Raw genomic sequence first — 23,297 nt, forward strand, 5'->3', positions numbered from 1 at the left:
TCAAACTGAATCTGAATCTGTCCTGGGTATACCTTCTTTAGCATAGGCGAATAAAGGTCTTCACAGCAGCTTCATTTACCTTTAAAATTTTATTCCGATGAAAAATACATTAGACATCGCTCCTTTGAAATCTTGGTTGGACACAGGAGACAAACCTTTAATCATTGCTGGTCCATGTAGCGCAGAGACAGAAGAGCAGTTAGTATCAACGGCACACCTTTTAGCAAATACCGGAAAAGTAAATATTTTGCGTGCTGGTATCTGGAAACCGCGAACACGTCCGGGAGAGTTCGAAGGTATAGGTTCCGTAGGCCTAGAATGGTTAAAAAGAGCGAAAGCGGAAACAGGCTTATTGACAGCGACAGAAGTGGCTACAGCAAAACACGTCGAGGAAGCGCTGGCTGCGGGTGTTGATGTCCTTTGGGTGGGTGCGCGCTCAACGGCGAATCCGTTTACCGTACAGGAAATTGCCGATGCACTACAGGGCATAGACGTTCCTGTTTTCGTTAAAAACCCTGTCAACCCAGATCTGTCGTTATGGATCGGTGCTCTTGAACGCATTAACCGCGCCGGCATCAAGAAATTAGGCGCCATCCACAGAGGGTTCTCTTCGTACGAAAAAACTGCTTTCCGCAATGAGCCGATGTGGGATCTAGCAATTCAACTAAAAACTGCCTGCCCTGACCTGCCCATCATTAACGACCCTAGCCACATCTGCGGCAATCGCGAATTACTGCCTTACATCGCACAAAAGGCGATGGATATGGATATGCAGGGCTTGATCATGGAGTCACACATTGATCCATCCGTTGCTTGGACAGATGCTAAACAACAGGTGACACCAGCGGCATTGGCAGAGTTAATCGATCATTTGACCTTGCGTAAAGCGGCTTCAAACAATCCTTCATTCGAAGATAAATTAGCCGAGCTACGCAGCAATATTGACAAATTGGACGATTTGATTATCCAAAAAATCGGTGAGCGTATGAAAATTGCCGAGAAAATCGGTGAATATAAACGTGACAATAATGTAACTATCCTACAAGTCAACCGTTGGGATGAAATTGTACAAAAACGTACCAAGCTTGCTGAAGCACTTTCATTGAGCAATGAGTTTGCTACAAAATTCTTAGAATTAATTCACAACGAGTCCATCCGCAAACAAAATGCGGTAATGAATGTACAAGAACAACCAACAGCAGAAGCATAATGAGTCGACACGTGATCAAGCTGACGCATCCCTCGAGGAAAATAAAAGGCACGGTTCAGTTGACGGGATCAAAATCCGAGAGCAATCGTGCTCTCATTATCCAATCACTGAGTAAGGGTCAGGTTGATATTCAAAATCTTTCGGAGGCCGCAGACACAGTAACATTGAACCGTGTACTTCAGATTGCTGCCAACCCTCAGCCTGGCGATAATACAATTGACATCGGCCCTGCTGGTACTGCGATGCGTTTCCTGACGGCATACCTGAACCTTGTGAAGGGCAGCTTCACCCTTACTGGTACCGAACGTATGCAGCAACGGCCCATCGGTATCCTGGTGGATGCGATGAAGGAAATCGGTGCCGACATCCATTATGAAAAAAAAGCGGGCTATCCTCCATTAAAAATAATTGGCGGGATGTTTCAAGGAAGGGACCGTGTCCGCATTAAGGGTAATATAAGCAGTCAGTATATATCTGCCTTACTCTTAATTGCACCAGCACTAAAGAAGGGACTTACACTGGAAATCGAAGGTGAGCTGACCTCCAGGCCCTATGTATCCATGACATTGGATATGCTAAAAAGTGCTGGCATTGAGCACCAATGGACAGAAAATGCCATAAAGATTGCGCCTCAACCCTTCCTGAAAAGCACAATTTATGTTGAACCGGACTGGAGCGCTGCGTCATATTGGTATGCTATTGTGGCTTTGGCGGGGCCGGATGCCGCCATTGTCCTACCGGGACTTCGGAAAGACAGTCTACAAGGTGATATCGCGATTATTGATATTATGGAACATTTTGGCGTACAGTCTAGTTTTCAGACAGACGGCCTGCATCTGATCAAAAAACCGGTGACCACGGACAAAACATTATTTGATTTCAAGGAATGCCCAGATCTTGCCCAGACTGTCGTTGTCGTTGCAGCAGCATTACGTCGTGACGTCTCGTTCACGGGACTTGAAACATTAAAAATCAAGGAGACGGATCGTATTGCAGCACTGCAGGCGGAAATCGCAAAATTCGGCGCCGCATTGATCGAAGACAATGGAACTTACCATTTGAAAACTGAGGCAGTCTATTGTCCTCAAGATCTCACTTTCGACACCTACGAGGACCATCGGATGGCTATGGCTTTTGCGCCATTGGCGCTCGTTTTTGATCAGATCAAGATTGCCGAACCGAAGGTTGTAGAGAAATCATACCCTGACTTCTGGAAACATCTACAGGCCCAGGCATTTATCATTGAATAATAAAATAACTGGGTGGGCAACATCGTTGGTCACCCAGTTTCTTATCGTTTTTAACCGCAAGCAACACGAGAAGGCAACTCTGGCAAAGTGGATTCAGGACATAGCCATGACCAGGCGAGGGAACAATTTTGTGTTTTACTGTTGAGCTAAGGTTGGATTTAAACGCAATTTTATCTAAGTTTATTGAAATTTAATTTTTATGGCAGGAAATTCATTTGGCGATTTATTCAGGATCACCACTTTTGGCGAATCACATGGTAAAGCTATAGGTGTGATCATTGATGGTTGTCCTTCAAACATAACGATAGACGAAGAATTTATACAGTCCGAACTAGACAAACGGAAACCCGGACAATCCAGGATAACCACACAGCGGAAAGAAAGCGATACCGCACAAATCCTTTCGGGCGTATTTGAGGGCAAATCCACGGGAACGCCCATTGCCATCGTAATACCAAATGAGGACCAACGGTCCAAAGATTACACACACATCAAGGATATCTTCAGACCTTCACATGCGGATTTCACCTATCAGATGAAATACGGCATTCGAGATTACCGCGGTGGAGGGCGCTCTTCGGCGCGGGAAACAGCCGCACGGGTTGCCGCTGGAGCGGTAGCGAAAAGCTTCCTACAACAATTTGGCATAGAAATCTTTGCCCATGTATCGGGGGTGGGCACTATCGAGGCACCCAATCTGGACACAAAAGATCTCGGAGCACTGCATGAACTCAGGGAATCCAACATAGCGCGCTGTGCAGATCCAGCCACAGCAAATGAGATGATCGAATTTATCGACTCGGTGCGTAAAGCGGGCGATACTGTCGGAGGACGTATTTCGGCCGTCATTAGACACGTTCCAGTGGGGCTGGGAGAGCCTGTGTTTGACAAGCTACATGCCGACCTGGCCAAAGCTATGATGAGTATCAATGCTGTGCACGGTTTTGAATACGGATCAGGTTTTGCAGGTTCAGAGTTGCGAGGTTCCGAACATAATGATATATTTGTAGCAGATGACCATGATTTAAATCAAGTGCATACACATACCAACTTCTCCGGAGGAATACAGGGTGGAATTTCAAATGGTATGGATATTACTTTTAAAGTAGCATTCAAGCCTGTCGCTACCATCATGAGAGATCAGGAAACAGTCGATGTCCATGGCAACCCCGCCATCGCCAGTGGCAAGGGAAGACATGATCCTTGTGTTGTTTCGAGGGCGGTAATCATTGTTGAAGCCATGGCGGCACTTGTTATTGCGGATCATCTGCTTAAACATCAAAGTTACAAACATGCTGCAAGATAATTATGTCGTGGGTGTGGATATTGGCGGCACCCATATTTCCGCCTGTATCATTGACACCAAACAATGGAATATACATTTAGAGAACGTGGTCAGAAACCACGTTTTTTCGCAAGGAGATGCTAAAACGATTTTACAAACCTGGGCCTCAACCATTCAGGATATTGTCTGCAGTGCTCCCGCCGCCATTCAGTTTGTCGGCATCGCCATGCCCGGACCATTTGACTATGAGAATGGCATCTCCAAAATGCAAGGACAGAGCAAGTACGACAAGCTATATAATAAAGACATTAAAAGTCTCTTAGCGGCAGAATTGAACCTGGCGCCTACTGCCATTCATTTTATCAATGATGCGGCTGCTTTCCTACAGGGCGAAATTTTTGTGCAGAACCTACAGTCAAACAACAGAATATTAGGGATTACCTTAGGAACCGGTCTGGGATCTGCTGTGTGGAACCAAGGTGAAAAAGCTTTTGACGCGGATCTATGGAATACGCCTTATGCGGAGAGTATCTTCGAAGAATATCTTGTAACGCGATGGTTTGTCAGACGGTTTAAGGAACTTACCGGAAAAGATGTAAGCGGCCTGAAAGAAATTCTGGAAAACTACCGCGAGAGCGATGCATTTGAATTGATAAAATCAGAGTATGCCACCCACTTATTTGACTTTATGGCGTTTTTCTCGAAAAAATATCAATCTAATATTTTCGTGATCGGTGGCAACATCGCCAAAGCCCTCCCTATTTTTATCGCCGGACGCGAGCAGTTCGATGCCTTCAAACTCTATACCGCTGTACTCGGCGAGAAGGCCGCCATGATCGGCGCTGCCAGTATATTTAGCTAATTGGGGTAGTTGCGGCAGTCGCAAATAACTGCATTATTTCTACCAGAAAGATATCCACCTATTAAAACATAGATGGATATTTTTCTGGTTTAGCTTCATGCATAATGGCGTAGACTGTTTCCACAACATCATCAGAAGAAGGCTTCGAGAAGTAATCACCATCCGAGCCATACGGCGGACGGTGCGCTTTCGCAGTCAATGTCTTTGGCTGACTATCCAAGAAGTAATAACCGTTTTGTTTTTCGAGTATTTCCTGTAATAGAAATGCCGAGGCCCCGCCCGGAACATCCTCATCGACAATCAGCAACTTATTTGTTTTCTTCAGGGACTGGGCACAGAGCTGCCCCTTGTCAAATGGCTGAAGGGTCTGTGCATCTATAATTTCGATCATTATCCCCAGACGTTCCAGTTCCACTGCTGCCTCCTCAACAACCCTTAAAGTTGAGCCATAGGAAACCACGGTAATGTCCTGTCCTTCTTTTACACAGTCAGCATAACCGATAGGGACCGTAAATTCACCGACATTTTCAGGTAGGCGCTCTTTGAGACGATATCCATTGAGACATTCAATGACAATTGCAGGTTCGTCCGAGCGGAAGAGCGTATTATACATCCCTGCCGCCTGCGTCATATTGCGTGGTACACAGACATGCAGCCCCCTCAAAGAACCTAAGATAACAGACATGGGCGAGCCCGAATGCCATATCCCCTCCAAGCGATGTCCACGGGTACGAATAATTACCGGCGCTTTTTGCCCGGCAAATGTGCGGTAGCTCAGGCTGGCTAAATCATCGCTGGCTACAGTGATTCCATAGATCAAATAATCCAGGTATTGAATTTCAGCAATAGGTCTCAAACCACGGATGGCCAGACCTATCCCCTTCCCTATAATCGAGTTTTCACGGATTCCAGTGTCGAAGATACGATGTGCTCCCAACTTGTCCTGTAGACCAGCAAAGCCCTGGTTGACGTCGCCGATTTTTCCAACATCTTCTCCAAAAGCGAGCAGTCGCTCGTCACGCTGAAAATTTTGCTCAAAGCATAGATTCAGCACTTCACGGCCGTCTACGATTTTGGAGTTTTCGTCGTAGACTGCAGCCACTGATGGAACCCCAAAGGGAGAGTCCTCGCCCTCAGTAAATAATTTGGAATTATAACGTTTTTCGTTAATTTCTTGTTTTTGTTTATACCAATCCAGCAGTTCTTGTCGCCCCGCAGTATGCTGTCCTTTAAGCTCATGCAAGACCTTACGTACCTGCCCATACACTTCCTTTAAGGACGGTTCGATCATGGATTGCAGTTTTTTGGCTGCGAAATCTGCTTTTTCATGAGGTATACGTGCCAGCAGCTCGATTGCTTCCTTTGCTTCCAGATTTAACGTCCGGATATAATCTGCCCAAGCTCTTTTCTGCTCCTGACGGACATGCTCCTTAGCTGTACGTTCCAGCTGATCCAGCTCATCTTCCGTTGCAATGCCCGAGCTCAGTATCCATTCTTTCATCTTGGCGATGCAGTCAAAATCAGCCTCCCACTGTAGACGTTCGGATGATTTATAGCGTTCGTGAGAACCTGATGTGGAGTGCCCCTGCGGCTGCGTCATCTCGGTAACATGGATCAGACAAGGCACATGCTTTTCCCGGGCGATATTGGCTGCGAGCTCGTATGTTTCACATAAGCCCGCATAATCCCATCCTCTGACCTTAAAGATCTCAATTCCATTGGTCAGTTCTTCTTTTTGGAAACCTTTCAGCACTTCGGAAATGTCACCCTTGGTCGTCTGAATATCGTTCGGTACCGATATACCATAGCCATCGTCCCAAATAGAGATCACAGCCGGTATTTGGTGTACGCCAGCAGCATTAATAACCTCAAAAAATACACCCTCTGAAGTGGAGGCATTACCAATTGAACAGAACACCACCTCATTCCCCATATTGGAAAAATAGGACAAATAATCCAGGTTACGGTTTTGCCTATACAATTTAGAGGCAAGCCCAAGTCCAAGCATCCTTGCCATCTGACCACCAGTAGTCGATATATCTGAGAAAGAGTTTTTCTGACTCATCTGATCGAGCCAGTTGCCCCGATTATCCAAAACGCGTGTGGCGAAATGACAGTTCATCTGCCGACCTGCCGAAGACGGGTCCGCTTCCACGTCAGGATGCGCGTACAATTGGGAGAAAAAATGATAGATATTACTGATGCCCGAAGCAAATATAAACGTCTGGTCACGGTAATAACCTGACCGCCAGTCACCATTCCGGAAGACCTTGGCCATAGCAATCTGCGCCAGCTCTTTTCCATCGCCAAAAATACCGAACTTTGCCTTACCCGTAAGTACTTCTTTACGTCCCAATAGGCTCACATAACGACTCTCCAAGGCAGTTCGATAGTCATTCACAATGATCTTTTTGAACTCTTCAAAGCTCAAAGTAGAAGTAGATTCATTGTTTTGGTCAAATGCAGTATCAAACATATTCTTTTTTGTTTCAACAAATTTAACAAAAATATTATTCTATATAATTGGCGTTTGTCAAATAAATTGACAATCAATAGCTGTTATTTGAGATAGAATATTCTAATTTCTCAAATTAGTACTTTTTGAGAAAAATTCCTAATTTTTGTGGATTTTTAATTACATTAAGCTTCAGACGGAGAGATCTGCACCTGCTAGTTTCTCTGCCACGGACTTATCATTGCAATATATTTTGGATTTTTCAGCATTAACACTTAACCGACAACTTTTTCATAATCTGGAAAAGCAGGGTCTTTCGAGCCTTACTCCTGTACAGGAACAGGCAATACCAGCTATTTTGACTGGCCGTGACTGTTTAACCATTGCACCTACCGGAACTGGTAAAACGGAAGCTTTTGCCATTCCCATTTTAGAACAGTTGCTGCGTCAGCGAAAAGATGAAGGGCCGACAGTCCTTGTTCTGCTTCCTACGAGGGAACTCTGTATCCAGACACAGGAGCGGATAGCGAATCTAACCGTTGGGACCGAAATACACACGGTGAGCTTTTATGGCGGAGGAAGCTACGAAAAGCAGCTGGCAGCGTATGCAGATGCACAGATCATTCTTGCAACACCGGGAAGGCTCATGGATTTTATGGCACAGGGTGTTATCGACCTTAACAGTATAACCACATTAGTCATCGACGAATTTGACCAACTGCTGGACATGGGTTTTGCCAAAGCAATCCATACGATTATGGGTACACTTCCTACAACGAGGCAATCAATCTTCCAGTCTGCAACGAAAACGCCTGAAATTGAAAAAATCGTCCGGAAGAAACTCCGCGATCCGGTCGAAATTTTGGTGGAAGAACGGAAGACAGGAGGAATAACTGAGTATGTCCTATATGTGGACAAAAATGACAAAAAAAATCTTGTGCGTTATTTGCTCGAGAACAAAATTCAGGCACAAGCGATTATTTTTACACGAACAGTGCACGGTGTGGAACGCATACAGGCTGATCTCGTGAAAAACGGCATCGCCGCCCTGGCACTCTATGGCAATAAGTCACAGCAACAACGCGAGGAAATCATCACGAAATTCCGAAACAAAGAAAGCCGCATATTAATAGCCACTGATCTGTTGGCACGGGGGATAGACTTTCCAGATCTGGAGGCTATCATAAACTATGAAGTACCGGATTCACCCGACACCTATACCCACCGCATTGGCCGCACAGGCCGTTCGCATTTAAATGGGACGGCACTAACATTTTGTGACGCCGAGGACAACCAGAAGTGGATCAATCTACAACTGTCCTTAAAACGTCAGATAAAAATTGACGATCAGCACCCTTATTTGCTGAGCTGGAAAAAAATGCTGTCGAGCAGCCACAGTAATAGCCGGAACGCGCAATCAAAATCCAGAAAACGTCGTTAAATTCTAATTATTCTGTTACTTTTACCTGCAATTAATAAATCACAGATCCAAGATGAGTACAATACATTTATTTGACGATAGCAATAACGCCAGCGACAATAGGTTAGGAGATCTTGAAAAGACCATCATTATTAATAATTTAATGGAGGTGCCTTTTGGAGAACGGGACGAAGAATGGCGGGATACATTTTTAACGAATATTGCGGCCAGCACATTAAAACTCGCCGAAACTGAAGTGGTTATCGGTCCAGATGGCTTTCCTTATTTTCAATTGGAAAGCGCGCCGAAAGATCAGAACTTCCAGGCTTTTGTTATAAAAAACCGGTTAAAAGATTTTGTATTACCGAAGGGTTTCGGTATTGCCATCAACACACAATATGAAAATCCAGACTGGGTATTTACGTACGGTGATCTCGTCAACTACTTCCTGAACGACGAGTTTTATACAGACAATAGTATTTTCTCCAGAAAAAATGAGCAAACCGTTATCGGCAAAGATGAAGAGATACTGGTTGGACAGCCTTCCGAAGTGATCCTGCCACAGGTTGCTCGTGCACAGCTCCGTGAATTCTTAGATTATTACGGTGTTAAGAATCCGAAAGTGATGCTGATTGCCCGCAACTATAAGGACGAGAAGAAAGTCTCTCAGGATCTAGTTTTCAATATTGTGGCCAATCAGTTCAGAACAGAGAAAGAATTTACCGACATCATGGAGGCAATAGGCTGGTTTCTGCCGAGACATTACTCTTATATCGGATTGGATGAATTTGCCGTAGAAAATGGTTTCATGCCATTGTAACAAGAAATCAACTAAATAACACATAATTACATCATGTTTCCATTTAACGTAAGAGTATACGGGATATTGGTCAATGACCGAGAAGAAGTATTGATTAGTGACGAACGGACGGAAAATGTTTCGTTTACAAAGTTTCCCGGCGGCGGGCTCGAATATGGGGAAGGCCTATTGGACGCACTGATCCGGGAATACAAAGAAGAATGTGCATTTGACATCGCTATCTTAAAGCATATCTACACAACAGATTTTTACGAAAAGTCCAGTTTCAATGACAGCCAGATTATTTCAATTTACTACCAGGTAAAAAATACATCAGCCATACACATCAGAACCACTACCAAAGCTTTTGATTTTGATCCACAGCAGCGCGATGAAGACAACAAGCTACAATCCTTTCGGTGGGTGCCTTTGGAGAAATTGTCGATTGCGGATTTGACCTTTAAAACCGACCAGATCGCATGGTTAGAGTTTTTGAAAACAATTAAATCATACTAATTTTTTAATTTTCGTCATTTTTATTTGTTTTTTAAAAATAAACACATATCTTTACGTAAACCAATGCAGATACTTCGTTTTTTTGAAGTATTAGCCTTAATAATTACATTTTATTATTTATTTGATATCTCGTTACCGACGGGATGTATGAAGGGAAAATAGATATCGAACAAACGTTGGTTAATTGAATTTGCAAATTCCTAGTCCTATAGGTTTTTTAATAGTTAGTGTGATTTTATGGCGATACTCCCCGTATCGCCTTATTTTTTTCGTTTCGGTAGTGAGCAAGCCTATACTCATTGCAGCTGCCGTCTACCGTTTTTATTTGAACCCAACAAATGATGCAAAACAGAGATTCTTATGCAGAACATCAATATTGCTGAAGCCGACCTTCGTTAACAGATTAAGCTGATACATCAGTGATTTGGGCGTATCCTCGTGCGCAATATAGGCAAAAACATGATCGCGGTATTGCTCGTCCTTAAGCTGAGTGAGGTACTCGCCATATTTTTCATGGTAAATTAGCTGCTGAAGTCCTTCAGCACTTTGCTCGACCAGATCAAAAACCCATAGGCTGCCACCTTCTCTAAGCAATCCAAAGAGTTTCCTAAAGGCATTCTCCCAATCATGATCATCTCTCAAATGATGCAGAACCGAGGTGGCAATAATTACATCATACTGTTGTCCAGCGAGAGGCGCTTCACGAAAGTCACCTTTAACAATATCTACCTTACCCTTGGTCAGCGTAGAAACGCGTTCCTTAGCCCTATTTAGCATCGGCAAACTCAGATCTACCAACGTAACGTTAGGGTTTGACTGTACTTTTTGCAATAACTTTACATCGTAATTACCCGCACCGCAGCCAATGTCAAGAACATCTGCCAGATCGGGATAAAGCCCTCTTATCGCATCTGTGATCAGTTCCATATTCCATACCGCATCCAGCGTCGTCGCCTGCCCTGTTTCCAAATTCGAAAACCGTTCGACATCGTTGTCGAATCTTGCTTCTATTTCTTTCAATGTTGCTTTGTTCATTTGAGAATAAATTTTGATTATTTAAAGGTAGTGTTAAGCTGATTTCATTAAAAATATTTATTTTGTCATCAATTCATACCAAAAAAGTATCAATGGAAATTCGACATCTAATTTATTTCAAAACTGTAGCTGAAGAACTTCATTTTGGAAGGGCCGCCGAACGTTTATTTATGTCCCAGCCCCCTTTGAGCAGGCAAATTAAAGACCTTGAAGATGAGCTGGGAGTCATCCTGTTCTTCCGGACAAACAAAAGGGTAGAACTGACGGAAGCAGGCAAATACTTTTTGGAAGAGGTGATTGATATCCTCCAGAATATTGAGCACAGCAAAACAATTACCAAGCAAATCCACAACAACATTTCAGGCGAGTTTAAACTCGGGTATATCAGTTCCACCCCGAAACAGATGCTCGCCACGGTATTAAAACAAATCCAGGGTAAATTTCCGTACCTAAGGGTCAGTCTGTTCGAAACATCGACCCAAAAGCAGAAAGCCGCGCTGGAAAACGGAAAGCTGGATCTTGGTATTATGCGCGCTCCGATTTATTCGAGTGAACTCCGCGTAACTTCATTGTTTGAGGACCCTCTGATTATCGCCGGATCAGTGGAAACCGATTTCCAAACCCTCAACTTCTTTCATGAGAATTTCATTTCCTTTAATCAAAAGTACGCCGCAGAATACCACAGACTGGTCATCAATACTTGTAATAGGATGGGATTTGAGCCGCGTATTGTTCACCAGAGCAATTCCATGTCATCGATTCTTGAACTCGTTTCGCAGGGTCTGGGTCTGGCAGTCGTACCTGCATCCACGGTCCGGCAGTATCCGCATCTCAAACTAAAAACAATGGATATCCTGGATGTAGACAGCAAAACAGAACTCATCCTCGTTTCAAATATAAAAAGTAAGAACAGCGCTTTGGGCGAATTTATTGACTGTATTCAAACCGAGTATCGAAAATTCATCATCTAACGCGCCAGATAATATTTTAAGCTACTAAACATATGAAAAAGACATTTATTCTTTTCTTGCAACTGGTCCTGTTGTTCCCAACTCTACTTATGGCGCAGAGCAGCACAGTGATCGACCAAAAACTGGCTGCGATCATGCAACAGTATCAGGCTGTAGGGCTGAGCGTGGTACTGGTCAAAAACAACAAAATTAGTTTCCACAAGAATTATGGTTATAAGCAGCTGGCAGAGAAGAAAGCATTACAGGACGATGACATCTTTCGGATTGCTTCCATTTCAAAATCTTTTACCGCAACATCTTTTATGCAGCTCGTTGCGAAAGGTATTTGCAAACTGGACGATGATTTTGGCGACTTAGTAGGTTTCCCTGTCCGCAACCCGGAGTATCCCGATGCGAAAATTACACTCCGCATGATACTTTCACATACCTCCAGTATCAACGACAGCAATGGTTACTTCAATCTTGATGTGATCAATCCATCTAAAAATCCGAACTGGAAGAAGTCCTACAACAGCTATAAACCCGGTAGTCGGTATGAATATTGCAATTTAAACTTTAATATGGCAGGTGCCGCCTTAGAGCGGCTAACGCAAACCCGCTTTGACAGCTATATCGTCCACCATATTCTTAGTCCACTGCATTTATATGGCGGTTACTGCGTTGATTCACTCGACAAGAACAGATTTGTGCCCCTATATTCCTTTGATGGAAAGGGAAATTATCGGCCCGAACCAAATGCTTATCATCCGCGACGTGAAGAACTGTCGTCTTATCATTTAGGATATAGTACGCCGGTGCTATCCCCTACCGGTGGGATGAAAATATCAGCAATGGATCTAGCGCGGTATATGCTCGTGCACATGAATTACGGCAAAAGCCAGGGCGTAAGCATTATGCCACGGCGATATGCAAAGCTGATGCAAAAATCGGTTAATAAAGATGCGGGTTATGGGCTCGCCATCATGAACAAAAAGGACGTCGTCCCTGGTGTTACCCTAACCGGGCATACGGGGTCCGCTTATGGCCTTTATAGTGCAATGTTTTTTGATGCTAAACGCAAATACGGGTTTGTAGTGATTACGAATGGCTGTAATATTCCTGACAACGACGATTTCAATCCCCTTCTGCGAGATTGTATCCGTGCCCTTCACGAGACTTACATCCAATAGCTTCAGAGGGTATAAAAAACAAGAAAGCCGCTTACGGTAGCGGCTTTCTGTTTTATTACTTGTTTTGTACCCAACTTACGATCGCAGGGTCCAACGGATTGGTAGCTGAACGGAAACGATGCACCAACTTACCATTTTCGTCGATGAGGAATTTTTCAAAATTCCATTTAATATCGCCGGTGAAATCCGGATTGTCCTGTGTAGTGAGATATTTAAAAAGCGGTGAAATCTGCTCGCCTTTCACCTCAACTTTCTCAGCCATTAGAAAATCTACCCCATAATTCTGCTCACAGAACTCCTGAATCTCCGTATTGGACCCCGGCTCCTGCTGTCCAAAGTTATTGGCCGGAAAACCGATGATTACCAATTTATCACCAAATGTTTTATGCAATTCCTGGAGATCCTTATACTGCTTTGTAAAACCGCATTTGGATGCCGTGTTTACGATTAATATCTTTTTGCCTTTGAATTCGGACATCTTCACTTCTTGTCCTTCCAACGTCTTGAAAGTGAAATTATAAATCGCGGGATTGCCAAATAACATCGACATATACACCATAATAGTTGCTATAATCATATTTATATAGTTTAAAGACTTAACAATGAATTGCTCTCCCGCTCCAATACAGCATCGAATAATTCGTTAATGGGCGACTTTAGAATTGTTCCTACTTTTATTTGGTGCGTGGCACATACTTCCCGTAGCAGTAGATCAAAGCTATACGCAATGGAACCTACAAAGTGACATTCGTACTGATTATAATCCGGATAGGTTAGTATGGAGGCCTGTACAAATTCCTCAAAACCACTCTTAATGAGATCAATGATAAATGGATGGGTAATATTATCAGACATGAAGGGGGCAAAAGATGCTAAGAAAGCATTGGGTCGTTCTTTCTGATAAACGTTTTTGATTACAATTTCTTTGTTGATCCTGTATTTGGTAGCGAATTTTTCATTTAAATCCTTCGGCATACGGCCATAGAGGAATAAACACAGTAGCTTTTTGCCAAAATATGCTCCAGAGCCCTCATCACCCAAGACATACCCGTTACCATTATGCGACGGAAGGAGCTCCTCCCCATCAAAAAAGCTTAGATCCGAGCCCGTACCCATCGTAGCTACATAGCCCTTTTTATTGCCGCAGGTCGCCAGCGCACTTCCAAAAAGATCGTTCTCTACAGAAATATAGGCATTTTCAAACAGCGGAGTCAATGCATTGGAAACCATCTCACGCCGATCGGGGGTAATACAGCCTGCTCCAAAGAAGTAGAGCTCGGTAACCTCGTCGGCATATGGAATGATCTCCGGTATTTCTTTGATAACCCGTGTAATTTCTTTCTCATTGACAAAAAAAGGATTAAGTCCATTTGTACTGAACGAAATGGGTGCACTATCCGGCAGTTCCAGTTTCCAGTCTGACTTGGATGAGCCACTATCAACAACTAAGATCATACAAATTCTCGATTATTTTCCCTTATAAACTCGTGTATCAAACTTAGTAAAAATTCTGAAAAAAAACAGATTTTTTCGGATCTGCTACCAACCTTATGACATAAATACGAGACAATCCGAGCTGCCCTGCCGTGGTACCGACGACGCGAAACAAATATATTAGGGGTCAGATGTCATTATTTATTTGAATTAGCCTAGGATACTTTTAATTTTGTAGGCTCATACAAAATTATCTTTCATGGACAGTGACGATTTAAATATACCTGAAATCGATTTTGAGGTATCATTCCCCGAAGTACAAGCTCATTATATCCACGTGAAAATGAGCATCAAAAACCTTAGACAGCCTTATGTGGATCTCAAGATGCCTGTATGGTCCCCAGGTTCTTATCTGATTCGTGAATATGCCAAGAATGTAGAACGGTTTAAAACTGTCAATGCGGTGGGCGATGACCTTGTGTTTCACAAAACTGCAAAAAACATCTGGCGCATCACGACACATTCGCTTGATCAGATCGAAGTACACTATGATGTATATGGATTTGAAGTCTCGGTTCGTACTAATTTTTTTGACAGCGATCATGCATTCATTGTACCAACGGCGACCTTTCTTCATATCGATGGGTATCTCAAAGCGTCGTCCAGGATTCATATTCTTCCGAAAGAAAACTGGGCACGTATCTCAACAGGTCTTGAGCAGATCGACCAGCATTCCTTTTTCGCGCCGGATTTTGATGTTCTATACGATACCCCTATTGAAGTGGGTAATCAGGACAGCTGGAAATTTCATGTCGCTGGTGTAGAACATGAATGCGCCATGGTAGGTGGTGGTACTTACGACAAAGACCGGTTAACGAAAGATATTAGCCGTATTGTGGAAGAGGAAACCCGCATTTGGGGATCCAATCCCAACAAACGTTACGTCATCATCACGCATAATTATCAGTCGGGCGGCGGCGGTCTGGAACACCTCAATTCGACAGTGCTGGGCGCGTCCAGAAACGCCTATCAAAATGAAAATAGCTATAAGGCCTATTTAAGTCTTGTGGCCCACGAATATTTCCATTTATGGAACGTGAAACGGCTGCGTCCTAAAGCCTTGGGCCCATTCGATTATGATCGAGAAAACTATACCACTGGGCTATGGATCATGGAAGGGTTTACGTCCTACTACGACAATCTGATTATAAAGCGCTGTGGCTTTTATGATGAGAAAGAATATCTCGCATTGCTGGCTAATGATTTTAACATCGTGTTAAACCGGCCGGGACATACGATTCAGTCGGCTGCGGCATCCAGTTTTGACACTTGGATCAAATATTACCGGCCAGACGAAAATTCGATCAACTCCTCCATTTCGTATTATAATAAGGGAGCGATGCTAACAGCAATGCTCGATATTAAGGTTATTGCAGCCACCGAGGGAAAAATCAAGCTGGACGATATTATCCGCGCGGCGTATGAAGAATTTTTCTTAAAATTAGATCGCGGATTTGAAGAAGATGAGTTTCAGAATCTTGCCGAACGTATCGCAGGTACATCCTTGGAGGATATATTTCGCGCTGCGCATGAAGACGGCGAGCTCGATTATAATACCTATTTTAATCTCGTCGGTTATGAGATAGCTGACATCAACGAAGACACTGCCACTGTAACATTGGGCATCACGACCAACAAGGTGGATGGACTCATTACCGTTGCCACTGTGGAAAAAGGTTCGGGGGCCTATGATGCCGGTCTGAACGTCAGAGACGAGCTCATAGCAATCAACAACAGCCGGCTGGATATAAAAGATAAAGAACTCGATTTTATTATGCAGCACGCAAACGAAGGAGACGTATTGAATTGTCTAATCGCGAGGGACGGTTTAATTCGGGAGATTCCTGTTGAAGTCAGACGAAGCAACCGAAAGAATCATGTAATCCGCCCGCTTCAGGAACAAACATTCCTGCAGGAACTGTTAGGAAAAATATGGCTGGCCTGATACTAAAGGCTTTTAATCAACAAAAAGGAGCACCCTGTTAGGCTGCTCCTTTTTGTTGATTAAAACTTGTAACGTACCGAAAAACCGATGGGATCCAACAATTTAATGCTTGACTCGTTCAGAAAATCAAAGTAGGGTTTCACATCCAGCGATAACTGAAATGGTGCTTGTGGGATATTATATTCAATACCAACAATACCATCGATGCTTAAATTGAGGTGTGAATCAAAAGAGTGCCGCTGTCCTTCTATTATCTTATCTTTTTCTTTATAAGACCCGATGCTGCCACCAAAACCATAGTACCAATTTAGTCCGGAAGTTAAGGGTTTGTAGATCTCATATAGTCCGACTAACCGAAACCGGCGAAAATCTGAGTTGCTCTGAATACTCATAATACCCTCCAGTGCGTGGTCCGAATTGAGTGTATGTCGATAAGTAATTCCTTGCGCAGATCCAAAACGCCCCCCAATAGCACCTCTATTGTCTAACTGGGCCATTGCTCTGTTGGATAATGCGCCCAACATCAGTATTCCACCCACGGCTAAAAATATTTTTCTCATAAAAATTGTACGCTTTATTTATTCTCCTCTATATTTTTCAAAAGTAACAATTACAGCTATAACGACACAATGTTTAATTTGTTATGACATTAATCCCAATATCAGCAACTTTATTTCTGATATTTTTTTTATATTTAAGACAATAGTAGTAACCAAATAAACTCAAGTGATATGGGCAGAATTTTTGACTTTATAACTTCTTATAAAGAAAAATATCCAAAGGACGTCATGGTGGCGGGACGAGATGGAAGTGGCAAATGGAGATCTTATTCCACAGCAGAATATATTGATGCAATCGATACCGTCAGCCGGGGGCTATTGCGACTGGGCCTTCAGAAAGGAGACCGCGTAGGTATTATGTCGGGCAACCGGCCAGAATGGAATTTGGTGGATTTTGCCTGTAACCAGATCGGCCTTGCTACAGTGCCCCTCTACCCTACCTTATCGCCGCAGGACCTCTCGTTTATTGTGAATGATTCCGATGTCAAAGTATTATTTGTTAGCAACAAAGAATTGACTGCGCGGATTGAGCAGGCTATACAAGAACACGGCATCCAGCCCAAAGTTTATACATTTGATCAGATAGACCATCACATACCATTGGCAGTACTGATTGCCAGTGCCCAAGAGGATACCACCGATCTATCGGTGTACCGTGACCTTGTCACAGAAGACGACTTGCTGACCCTGATTTACACATCAGGCACGACGGGCAGGCCGAAAGGCGTCTACTTATCCCACAAAAATGTATACAGCAACGTAACAGCGTGCAACTACTTGATTAGAGAAGATTTTAAAACTGCATTAAGCTTTCTGCCACTCTGTCATATTTTTGAACGTATGGTGGTGTATATGTATTATTCGAAAGGCATCCAGATTTATTTTTCAGAGACCTTGGACAATGTTGTCGCCGACATCAATGATGTCAAGCCTGATGTATTCACTACGGTACCGCGTGTACTCGAAAAAGTTTATGACAAGATTATTGAGAAGGGTAAAGCGTTAAGCGGGATTAAAAAGAAGCTTTTCTTTTGGGCTGTCGGCTTAGGTTTGAAATTTCAGGAACCTGAAAAAAACGGCGCGATCTATAACTTCAAGCTAGGCATAGCGCGGAAACTTATTTTCTCAAAATGGCGTGAGGCACTGGGTGGCAATATTAAGATCATCGTATCAGGCGGTGCAGCGCTTCAGGAACGTCTGGCGCGGATATTTTGGGCCGCTGACCTGAAAGTTCTCGAAGGCTATGGTCTAACCGAAACTTCCCCTGTGATCGCCGTAAATTCCTACTTAAAGAATGGGCTAAAATTCGGAACAGTTGGTAAGCCGTTAAGCAATCTTGAGGTGAAGATTGCTTCGGATGGTGAAATCCTGGTCAAAGGCCCCAGCATCACAACAGGTTATTACAAAAATGAGGAAGCAACCAAAGAAGCGTTTGATGAGAACGGCTTTTTCAAAACCGGTGATATTGGCGAAATCACCAGCGATGGTTTCTTAAAGATCACCGATCGAAAAAAGGAAATGTTCAAAACTGCTGGCGGAAAATACATTGCACCGCAATCCATTGAAAATAAGCTGATGGAATCCACATTGATCGGTCAGGTGATGGTTATCGGAGAAAATCGGAAATTCCCAAGTGCGCTTATCGTTCCGGCATTCGATGTGCTTGCGAAATGGGCCGCACAAAAAGGTATAGCCAGCAGCAGCAATGAAGAGATCATCAAAAATCCGGAAGTAATTGAAAAATATCAGACGGAAATAGATCGATTATCCAGCAATTTTGGTCATTGGGAAATTGTGAAGAAGTTTATCCTGTTGCCTAAGGAATGGACGATAAATGCAGGACAGCTCACACCAAAATTGAGTTTAAAACGAAAAGTCATTCTAAAAGAAAATGAGGACGCCATCGAAAAATTATATGCGGATCAACATCAGGATTAACATTTTGCACGATTATTGGAACGGGTAACTTGATATGAAGCATGTAACGTTTAGAGATTTGTTTACGCTTGTATACTGGAAAAATATCTGGCAGGTCATGGTGGATGCCTTCAACGGCTTCAACGACGATAAATGTATGAAGAAAAGTGCCTCTTTAGCCTATTATACCATTTTTTCGATCGGACCAATGCTCATGATTGTCATTTGGTGCATAGGCTTCTTTTATGGAGAGCATCTACAAAGCGGCTCTTCCGCCCAAGATGAAGTGCTGGACGAGGTTATGGTACTCTTTGGCAAAGATGTAACTATGCAGATTCAGTCCTACCTTCAAAAAATTACATTTGAAAACAAATCCAATATTGGGATTACTATCGGGATCATTACACTCGTAATTTCTTCCACAACCTTATTTGTGGATATCCAGGATTCGATTAACAACATCTGGAAAGTAAAACCTAAGCCGAAGAAAGGCTGGTTAAAACTGATTGTAAATAGGCTGATCTCATTTTCTATTATTATCGCTTTAGGCTTTTTATTAATTGCATCCTTGATGATCAACGGAATAATCGTTGCCGTAACCAATCTGGTCATGACATATTTCCCAATCATCCCGATTGCGCTGATCTCCTGGGTAAATACAGGCATCACATTCTCGGTCATTGTCATCCTTTTTGGCTTTATATTTTCATTCCTACCGGATGCCAAGGTCAAGCTGCGCGACATACTGGGCGGCGCCATTTTCACTGGGCTGCTTTTCATGTTGGGGCGATACGGCATTTCGCTGTATCTGAATCTGTCTTCGACCGCAAGTTTTTATGGGGCTGCAGGTTCCATCATCGTTATGCTATTATGGATCTACTACTCCGCCGCCATTCTTTATTTCGGTGCAGAGTTTACGAAATTTTACGCGATCAAGTTTGGAGCTGGGATCGTGCCATCCGCATTTGCCGTGGCCATAGAGCAGACAGAAAAAGTCAAAAAAATGGGGCCCGACGCCGAAGCGCATATCGGTGATACGATACAGGTGTCTAAATAAGGTGTCATTTTTTACTCTTTTTCCCACTGAGGGAGCCGTCTATACCGATAACATCAATGACTTTGTCGCCGATTTGTGTGATATCTGATTTCAGCCCTACCATTACGGTAAAGATATTGACCGGCGTGTCCTGGATTTTCCTAAAGTTATGCAGGTAGCCGAGTTCAATGCCCAGAAAAAAACCATTAAATTTATAATCGGCTCCAGCACCTATTTTGCTTGAAAGGTTAAAATGGTTTTTATTTTCCATTTTCACAAGCCGCTGCGCCTCTATAACCCGGGCCCGTGGTTCACTGGTAAGGCCGACTCCCGGACCGGCAAACGCATATATATTTAAACGACGCAGCTGCTTACGGACGCCCCCTGAAAATGCCACGGTATAAAAATTCGTGTTGGCGTCCTCTATGCGATAGGCAAAATCCGGATCCGCCAAAGGCTGCTTATAGGCAAAAGAAAGGGTGTACAGTGTCGGTGACACAAAAAACATTGGATTTTTAAGGGAAATGTCCAGTCCGATACTGCCGGAAAATTTCGGTGACAGGATATTCTTGGTCTCACCTAACGGAAACCCCATCCCTGTGGTCCCCCAATAATACACCTTCCTATAGTGGATGGTATCCGCTCCTCCCTGGGCATGGACGGAAACCCCAACCGATGACAGCAGAGCAAAAATAAGAATGAAACGTTTCATTAATATGCGTTTACTATTGACTTAAAAACAATATTAAACGCATATTGTTCAATGATGCGACAGATTAGAGATAGCTTCTGGATTGTGGCCCCTGATTAAACAAAAGGTCAACAATACTTAAGTCCGAATGGAAGCCATTTTTATCAGAAAAAACTTGATAGTATTCCTTGGGGGAAGTCAGTATACTTTCCTTTTTGGGATGGATGCAATCCCTATAGTCCGGGCTTCCAGGTTCGCTAGGTCTATATTCTTCCGTGAATGACAACGTTCTGTTCAATTTGACCAACTTGAACAGCAGTTCCAGCTGAGCCATATTAAAGTCCAGCAAATAGTCAAACTTCTCGTTGTAAAATTGGCTAAAATCATCTTCATAGTACTCAAAATAAGCTGAACTACGGTAGGCAGTCTGTATACTCAACCAGTGTAAGCGTTGCCAGTCAAATTCATAGCTAATTCGGATGTCTTTCATCGGAACGCGATCTTTGTTCCCGTGCTTGATGGGCACAATCAGGTCCTGCACACCGTTAGCCGAAGCAATCCGGGCTCTTGTCCGGTAACTCTGCTTCTGAAAATGCTCGTATTTCTCAATGACAACCGGAAGATTATTCTCCTGAATGACGTGAAAATAGGATATTGGCGGAAGATAACATGCCGGAAGTAATAACTGCGATTCCATAAAAACTGATGATTTTTGTTATAAGTGACGCAAAAATAACTTAAATTAAGGATATTTGTAAAATACTACTGGGAATTTTAGCTATAGCATGAAACAAAAAGCGTTAAACGCGTTAATCTATATCATTTCACTTCTCCCCTATTGGTTTCTATATTTGGTTTCCGATGGGCTCTATTATGTCCTCTATTACGTGATTGCGTATAGGAAGACTATTGTCTTTCAGAACCTTGAAAACGCCTTTCCTGAAAAAACAAAAGCAGAGCGACTGGTCATTGCCAAAAAATTTTACCGCTTTTTTCCCGACCTTTTCATCGAATCCATCAAGCTAAAAACGATCACGGCGGAGGAAGTCCGAAAAAAAATGACGCTGGAAGACGAAGACGAGCTGACACGTCATCTCGCCAGTGGTAAGAATGTTATTGGCGTTACTTCACATTATGCCAATTGGGAACTTGGTATACACCGGTTGAGCCTGATCACCGATTTTCCGACACTAATTGTATACAAACCACTGAACAATAAAGATATTGATACCGTTTACAACAATATGCGTGGACGGTTTGGAGCTGAAATGGTTCCCATGAAACAGATATTGCGGCATATTGTCAAATTAAGAGGCCAACCCAATATCAGTATCCTCGTTGCGGATCAGACCCCGCTCTACTCAGATTCTGATTATTTCATCAACTGGCTTAATCAGGAAACATTGGTCTATACCGGTGCTGAGCGCTTATCGCGAATCAGCAAAGCACCGGTTGTCTATTGTTATATTGGTCGAAAGCCCAAACGAGGACAGTATTTTTGCCGTTTTGTAACTCTAGTGGAAGATCCCACTAGTTTTGCGGAACATGAGATAACCGATTTACACAACCGTTTTGCGGAACAACTTATTCGGGAAAATCCCGAATATTGGCTCTGGTCACACAATCGCTGGAAAAGGAAACGTAGAAAATGAGTACATTACCCAAAGTCGCTGTTGTAATTCTCAACTGGAATGGCCGATTTTTTCTGGAAAAATTCCTGCCGTCTGTTTACAACAGTTCTTATCCAAATATCGAATTTGTCATCGGTGATAACGCATCCGACGATGACTCCATTTTATTTGTAAAGCAATACTATCCCACCATCACCGTTCTTGAAAACGACAAGAACTATGGTTTTGCCGGAGGTTATAACAAGATTTTGGAACGTGTCGAAGCCGATTATTATGTCCTCCTGAATTCGGATGTAGAAGTCAGCCAAAACTGGATAGAACCTGTTATCTCCTATCTGGAACGAAAACCTCATCTTGCTGCAGCACAACCAAAGATCCTATCGTTCCACAATAAAGATCAATTTGAACATGCAGGCGCAGCGGGAGGCTTTCTGGACTATTATGGATACCCCTTTTGCAGAGGCCGCATTCTGCATGAGGTAGAAACTGATAATGGGCAATACGATGAAGAATCTGAAATTTTTTGGGCTTCAGGTGCCGCCCTTTTTATCCGAGCCACCGCTTGGAAGGAAGCCAATGGCCTGGATGAAGACTTCTTTGCCCACATGGAAGAAATCGATTTGTGCTGGCGGCTGAAGAGGATGGGCTATGGTATCGGCTACTGTCCGGCTTCTGTAGTTTACCATGTCGGTGGCGGAACGTTAAACGCCAGCAATCCTAAAAAGACCTATCTCAACTTTAGAAATAACCTGATCATGTTACAGAAAAACCTGCCCTTTGGCACGGCTATCTGGGTGATTTTTATGCGGTTTTGGTTCGACTTGGCAGCCCTGATCAAATTTTTGACTGACGGCAAACCAAAAGACGCCTGGGCAATAAGCCGCGCACATCAGTATTTTTTCATGAATATTTTCAAAAATGCTAGAAAACGAAAAAAATACAAGGCAATTGGAAATCAGAAAGGACACTATAAGAAGTCAATCGTTGTTGATTTTTATGCAAACAACAAACATAAATTTGCACAGTTGAACCCTAGAGATTTTCGATAGAA

General features: G+C 43.2%; 21 protein-coding genes. 14 read left to right on the top strand and 7 right to left on the bottom strand.

Features of this window, described 5'->3' with window-relative positions; translation table 11 throughout:
- Nucleotides 1-97: 97 nt before the first annotated feature.
- The 4 genes from K7A41_RS01000 (at nucleotide 98) to K7A41_RS01015 (ending at nucleotide 4,607) form a co-directional block, all read left to right on the top strand.
- Complete coding sequence (locus K7A41_RS01000) at nucleotides 98-1,210, top strand: chorismate mutase (protein ID WP_028071370.1); 1,113 nt, start codon at nucleotides 98-100, stop codon at nucleotides 1,208-1,210.
- Entirely contained in the window at nucleotides 1,210-2,460 is a 1,251-nt protein-coding gene (gene aroA, locus K7A41_RS01005; RefSeq protein ID WP_265712219.1) for a 3-phosphoshikimate 1-carboxyvinyltransferase, read from the top strand. Before K7A41_RS01000 ends, aroA begins: the two co-directional genes overlap by 1 nt.
- 199 nt (nucleotides 2,461-2,659) lie before the next feature.
- Complete coding sequence (aroC, locus tag K7A41_RS01010; RefSeq protein ID WP_265712220.1) at nucleotides 2,660-3,766, top strand: chorismate synthase; 1,107 nt, start codon at nucleotides 2,660-2,662, stop codon at nucleotides 3,764-3,766.
- Nucleotides 3,753-4,607, top strand: a complete 855-nt coding sequence (locus tag K7A41_RS01015) for an ROK family protein (protein ID WP_265712221.1) — start codon at nucleotides 3,753-3,755, stop codon at nucleotides 4,605-4,607. The genes aroC and K7A41_RS01015 overlap by 14 nt, the downstream gene beginning before the upstream one ends.
- A 61-nt stretch (nucleotides 4,608-4,668) precedes the next feature.
- On the opposite strand, the gene K7A41_RS01020 is transcribed toward K7A41_RS01015, so the two are convergent.
- Entirely contained in the window at nucleotides 4,669-7,083 is a 2,415-nt protein-coding gene (locus K7A41_RS01020) for an alpha-ketoacid dehydrogenase subunit alpha/beta (RefSeq protein WP_265712222.1), read from the bottom strand.
- 145 nt (nucleotides 7,084-7,228) lie between these two features.
- Here K7A41_RS01020 and K7A41_RS01025 point away from each other — a divergent pair, with 145 nt between their 5' ends.
- The 3 genes from K7A41_RS01025 to K7A41_RS01035 are packed head-to-tail and all read left to right on the top strand — an operon-like array spanning nucleotide 7,229 to nucleotide 9,797.
- Nucleotides 7,229-8,503, top strand: coding sequence for a DEAD/DEAH box helicase (locus tag K7A41_RS01025; RefSeq protein ID WP_265712223.1), 1,275 nt, complete (start codon nucleotides 7,229-7,231; stop codon nucleotides 8,501-8,503).
- Nucleotides 8,504-8,555: 52 nt separating this feature from the next.
- The gene (locus K7A41_RS01030) at nucleotides 8,556-9,302 is read left to right on the top strand and encodes a hypothetical protein (protein WP_265712224.1); all 747 of its coding nucleotides are present in this window, start codon (nucleotides 8,556-8,558) and stop codon (nucleotides 9,300-9,302) included.
- A 33-nt stretch (nucleotides 9,303-9,335) separates the two neighbouring features.
- A complete protein-coding gene (locus K7A41_RS01035; RefSeq protein ID WP_265712225.1) occupies nucleotides 9,336-9,797 on the top strand; it encodes an NUDIX domain-containing protein in 462 nt (153 codons plus the stop codon).
- A gap of 321 nt (nucleotides 9,798-10,118) precedes the next feature.
- Here the strand turns inward: K7A41_RS01035 and K7A41_RS01040 are convergent, their stop codons facing one another.
- On the bottom strand, nucleotides 10,119-10,832 hold the full coding sequence (locus K7A41_RS01040) for a class I SAM-dependent methyltransferase (protein ID WP_265712226.1): 714 nt from the start codon (nucleotides 10,830-10,832) through the stop codon (nucleotides 10,119-10,121).
- Nucleotides 10,833-10,924: 92 nt separating this feature from the next.
- Here K7A41_RS01040 and K7A41_RS01045 point away from each other — a divergent pair, with 92 nt between their 5' ends.
- Nucleotides 10,925-11,803: a LysR family transcriptional regulator gene (locus tag K7A41_RS01045; RefSeq protein ID WP_265712227.1), complete on the top strand. Its 879-nt coding sequence runs from the start codon at nucleotides 10,925-10,927 to the stop codon at nucleotides 11,801-11,803.
- A 32-nt stretch (nucleotides 11,804-11,835) separates the two neighbouring features.
- Nucleotides 11,836-12,972: a serine hydrolase domain-containing protein gene (locus K7A41_RS01050; RefSeq protein WP_265712228.1), complete on the top strand. Its 1,137-nt coding sequence runs from the start codon at nucleotides 11,836-11,838 to the stop codon at nucleotides 12,970-12,972.
- Between the two features lie 55 nt (nucleotides 12,973-13,027).
- Here the strand turns inward: K7A41_RS01050 and K7A41_RS01055 are convergent, their stop codons facing one another.
- Nucleotides 13,028-13,549 carry a glutathione peroxidase gene (locus K7A41_RS01055; protein WP_265712229.1) on the bottom strand — a complete coding sequence of 174 codons (522 nt, stop codon included), beginning with the start codon at nucleotides 13,547-13,549 and terminating at the stop codon, nucleotides 13,028-13,030.
- A gap of 11 nt (nucleotides 13,550-13,560) precedes the next feature.
- Nucleotides 13,561-14,427, bottom strand: a complete 867-nt coding sequence (locus tag K7A41_RS01060) for an N-acetylglucosamine kinase (protein ID WP_028071358.1) — start codon at nucleotides 14,425-14,427, stop codon at nucleotides 13,561-13,563.
- Nucleotides 14,428-14,665: 238 nt separating this feature from the next.
- On the opposite strand from K7A41_RS01060, the gene K7A41_RS01065 reads away from it, so the two are divergent.
- Nucleotides 14,666-16,411 (top strand): M61 family metallopeptidase, encoded by a 1,746-nt coding sequence (locus tag K7A41_RS01065; RefSeq protein WP_265712230.1) that lies wholly within the window; start codon nucleotides 14,666-14,668, stop codon nucleotides 16,409-16,411.
- Nucleotides 16,412-16,470: 59 nt separating this feature from the next.
- Here the strand turns inward: K7A41_RS01065 and K7A41_RS01070 are convergent, their stop codons facing one another.
- Nucleotides 16,471-16,971, bottom strand: a complete 501-nt coding sequence (locus K7A41_RS01070; protein ID WP_028071357.1) for a hypothetical protein — start codon at nucleotides 16,969-16,971, stop codon at nucleotides 16,471-16,473.
- A 171-nt stretch (nucleotides 16,972-17,142) separates the two neighbouring features.
- On the opposite strand from K7A41_RS01070, the gene K7A41_RS01075 reads away from it, so the two are divergent.
- Both K7A41_RS01075 and K7A41_RS01080 read left to right on the top strand, forming a co-directional pair.
- Nucleotides 17,143-18,909, top strand: a complete 1,767-nt coding sequence (locus K7A41_RS01075; RefSeq protein ID WP_265712231.1) for an AMP-dependent synthetase/ligase — start codon at nucleotides 17,143-17,145, stop codon at nucleotides 18,907-18,909.
- Nucleotides 18,910-18,943: 34 nt separating this feature from the next.
- Entirely contained in the window at nucleotides 18,944-19,945 is a 1,002-nt protein-coding gene (locus K7A41_RS01080) for a YihY/virulence factor BrkB family protein (RefSeq protein WP_265712232.1), read from the top strand.
- 4 nt (nucleotides 19,946-19,949) lie between these two features.
- On the opposite strand, the gene K7A41_RS01085 is transcribed toward K7A41_RS01080, so the two are convergent.
- Together K7A41_RS01085 and K7A41_RS01090 are read right to left on the bottom strand one after the other, a co-directional pair.
- Nucleotides 19,950-20,636: an outer membrane beta-barrel protein gene (locus K7A41_RS01085; protein ID WP_265712233.1), complete on the bottom strand. Its 687-nt coding sequence runs from the start codon at nucleotides 20,634-20,636 to the stop codon at nucleotides 19,950-19,952.
- Between the two features lie 64 nt (nucleotides 20,637-20,700).
- Nucleotides 20,701-21,312, bottom strand: coding sequence for a WbqC family protein (locus K7A41_RS01090; RefSeq protein WP_265712234.1), 612 nt, complete (start codon nucleotides 21,310-21,312; stop codon nucleotides 20,701-20,703).
- A gap of 88 nt (nucleotides 21,313-21,400) precedes the next feature.
- On the opposite strand from K7A41_RS01090, the gene K7A41_RS01095 reads away from it, so the two are divergent.
- Both K7A41_RS01095 and K7A41_RS01100 read left to right on the top strand, forming a co-directional pair.
- The gene (locus K7A41_RS01095; protein ID WP_265712235.1) at nucleotides 21,401-22,267 is read left to right on the top strand and encodes a lysophospholipid acyltransferase family protein; all 867 of its coding nucleotides are present in this window, start codon (nucleotides 21,401-21,403) and stop codon (nucleotides 22,265-22,267) included.
- The gene (locus tag K7A41_RS01100) at nucleotides 22,264-23,295 is read left to right on the top strand and encodes a glycosyltransferase family 2 protein (protein WP_265712236.1); all 1,032 of its coding nucleotides are present in this window, start codon (nucleotides 22,264-22,266) and stop codon (nucleotides 23,293-23,295) included. Before K7A41_RS01095 ends, K7A41_RS01100 begins: the two co-directional genes overlap by 4 nt.
- Nucleotides 23,296-23,297: the final 2 nt, after the last annotated feature.

It is taken from the genome of Sphingobacterium sp. InxBP1 (genome assembly GCF_026191775.1).
Lineage (GTDB): Bacteria > Bacteroidota > Bacteroidia > Sphingobacteriales > Sphingobacteriaceae > Sphingobacterium > Sphingobacterium thalpophilum.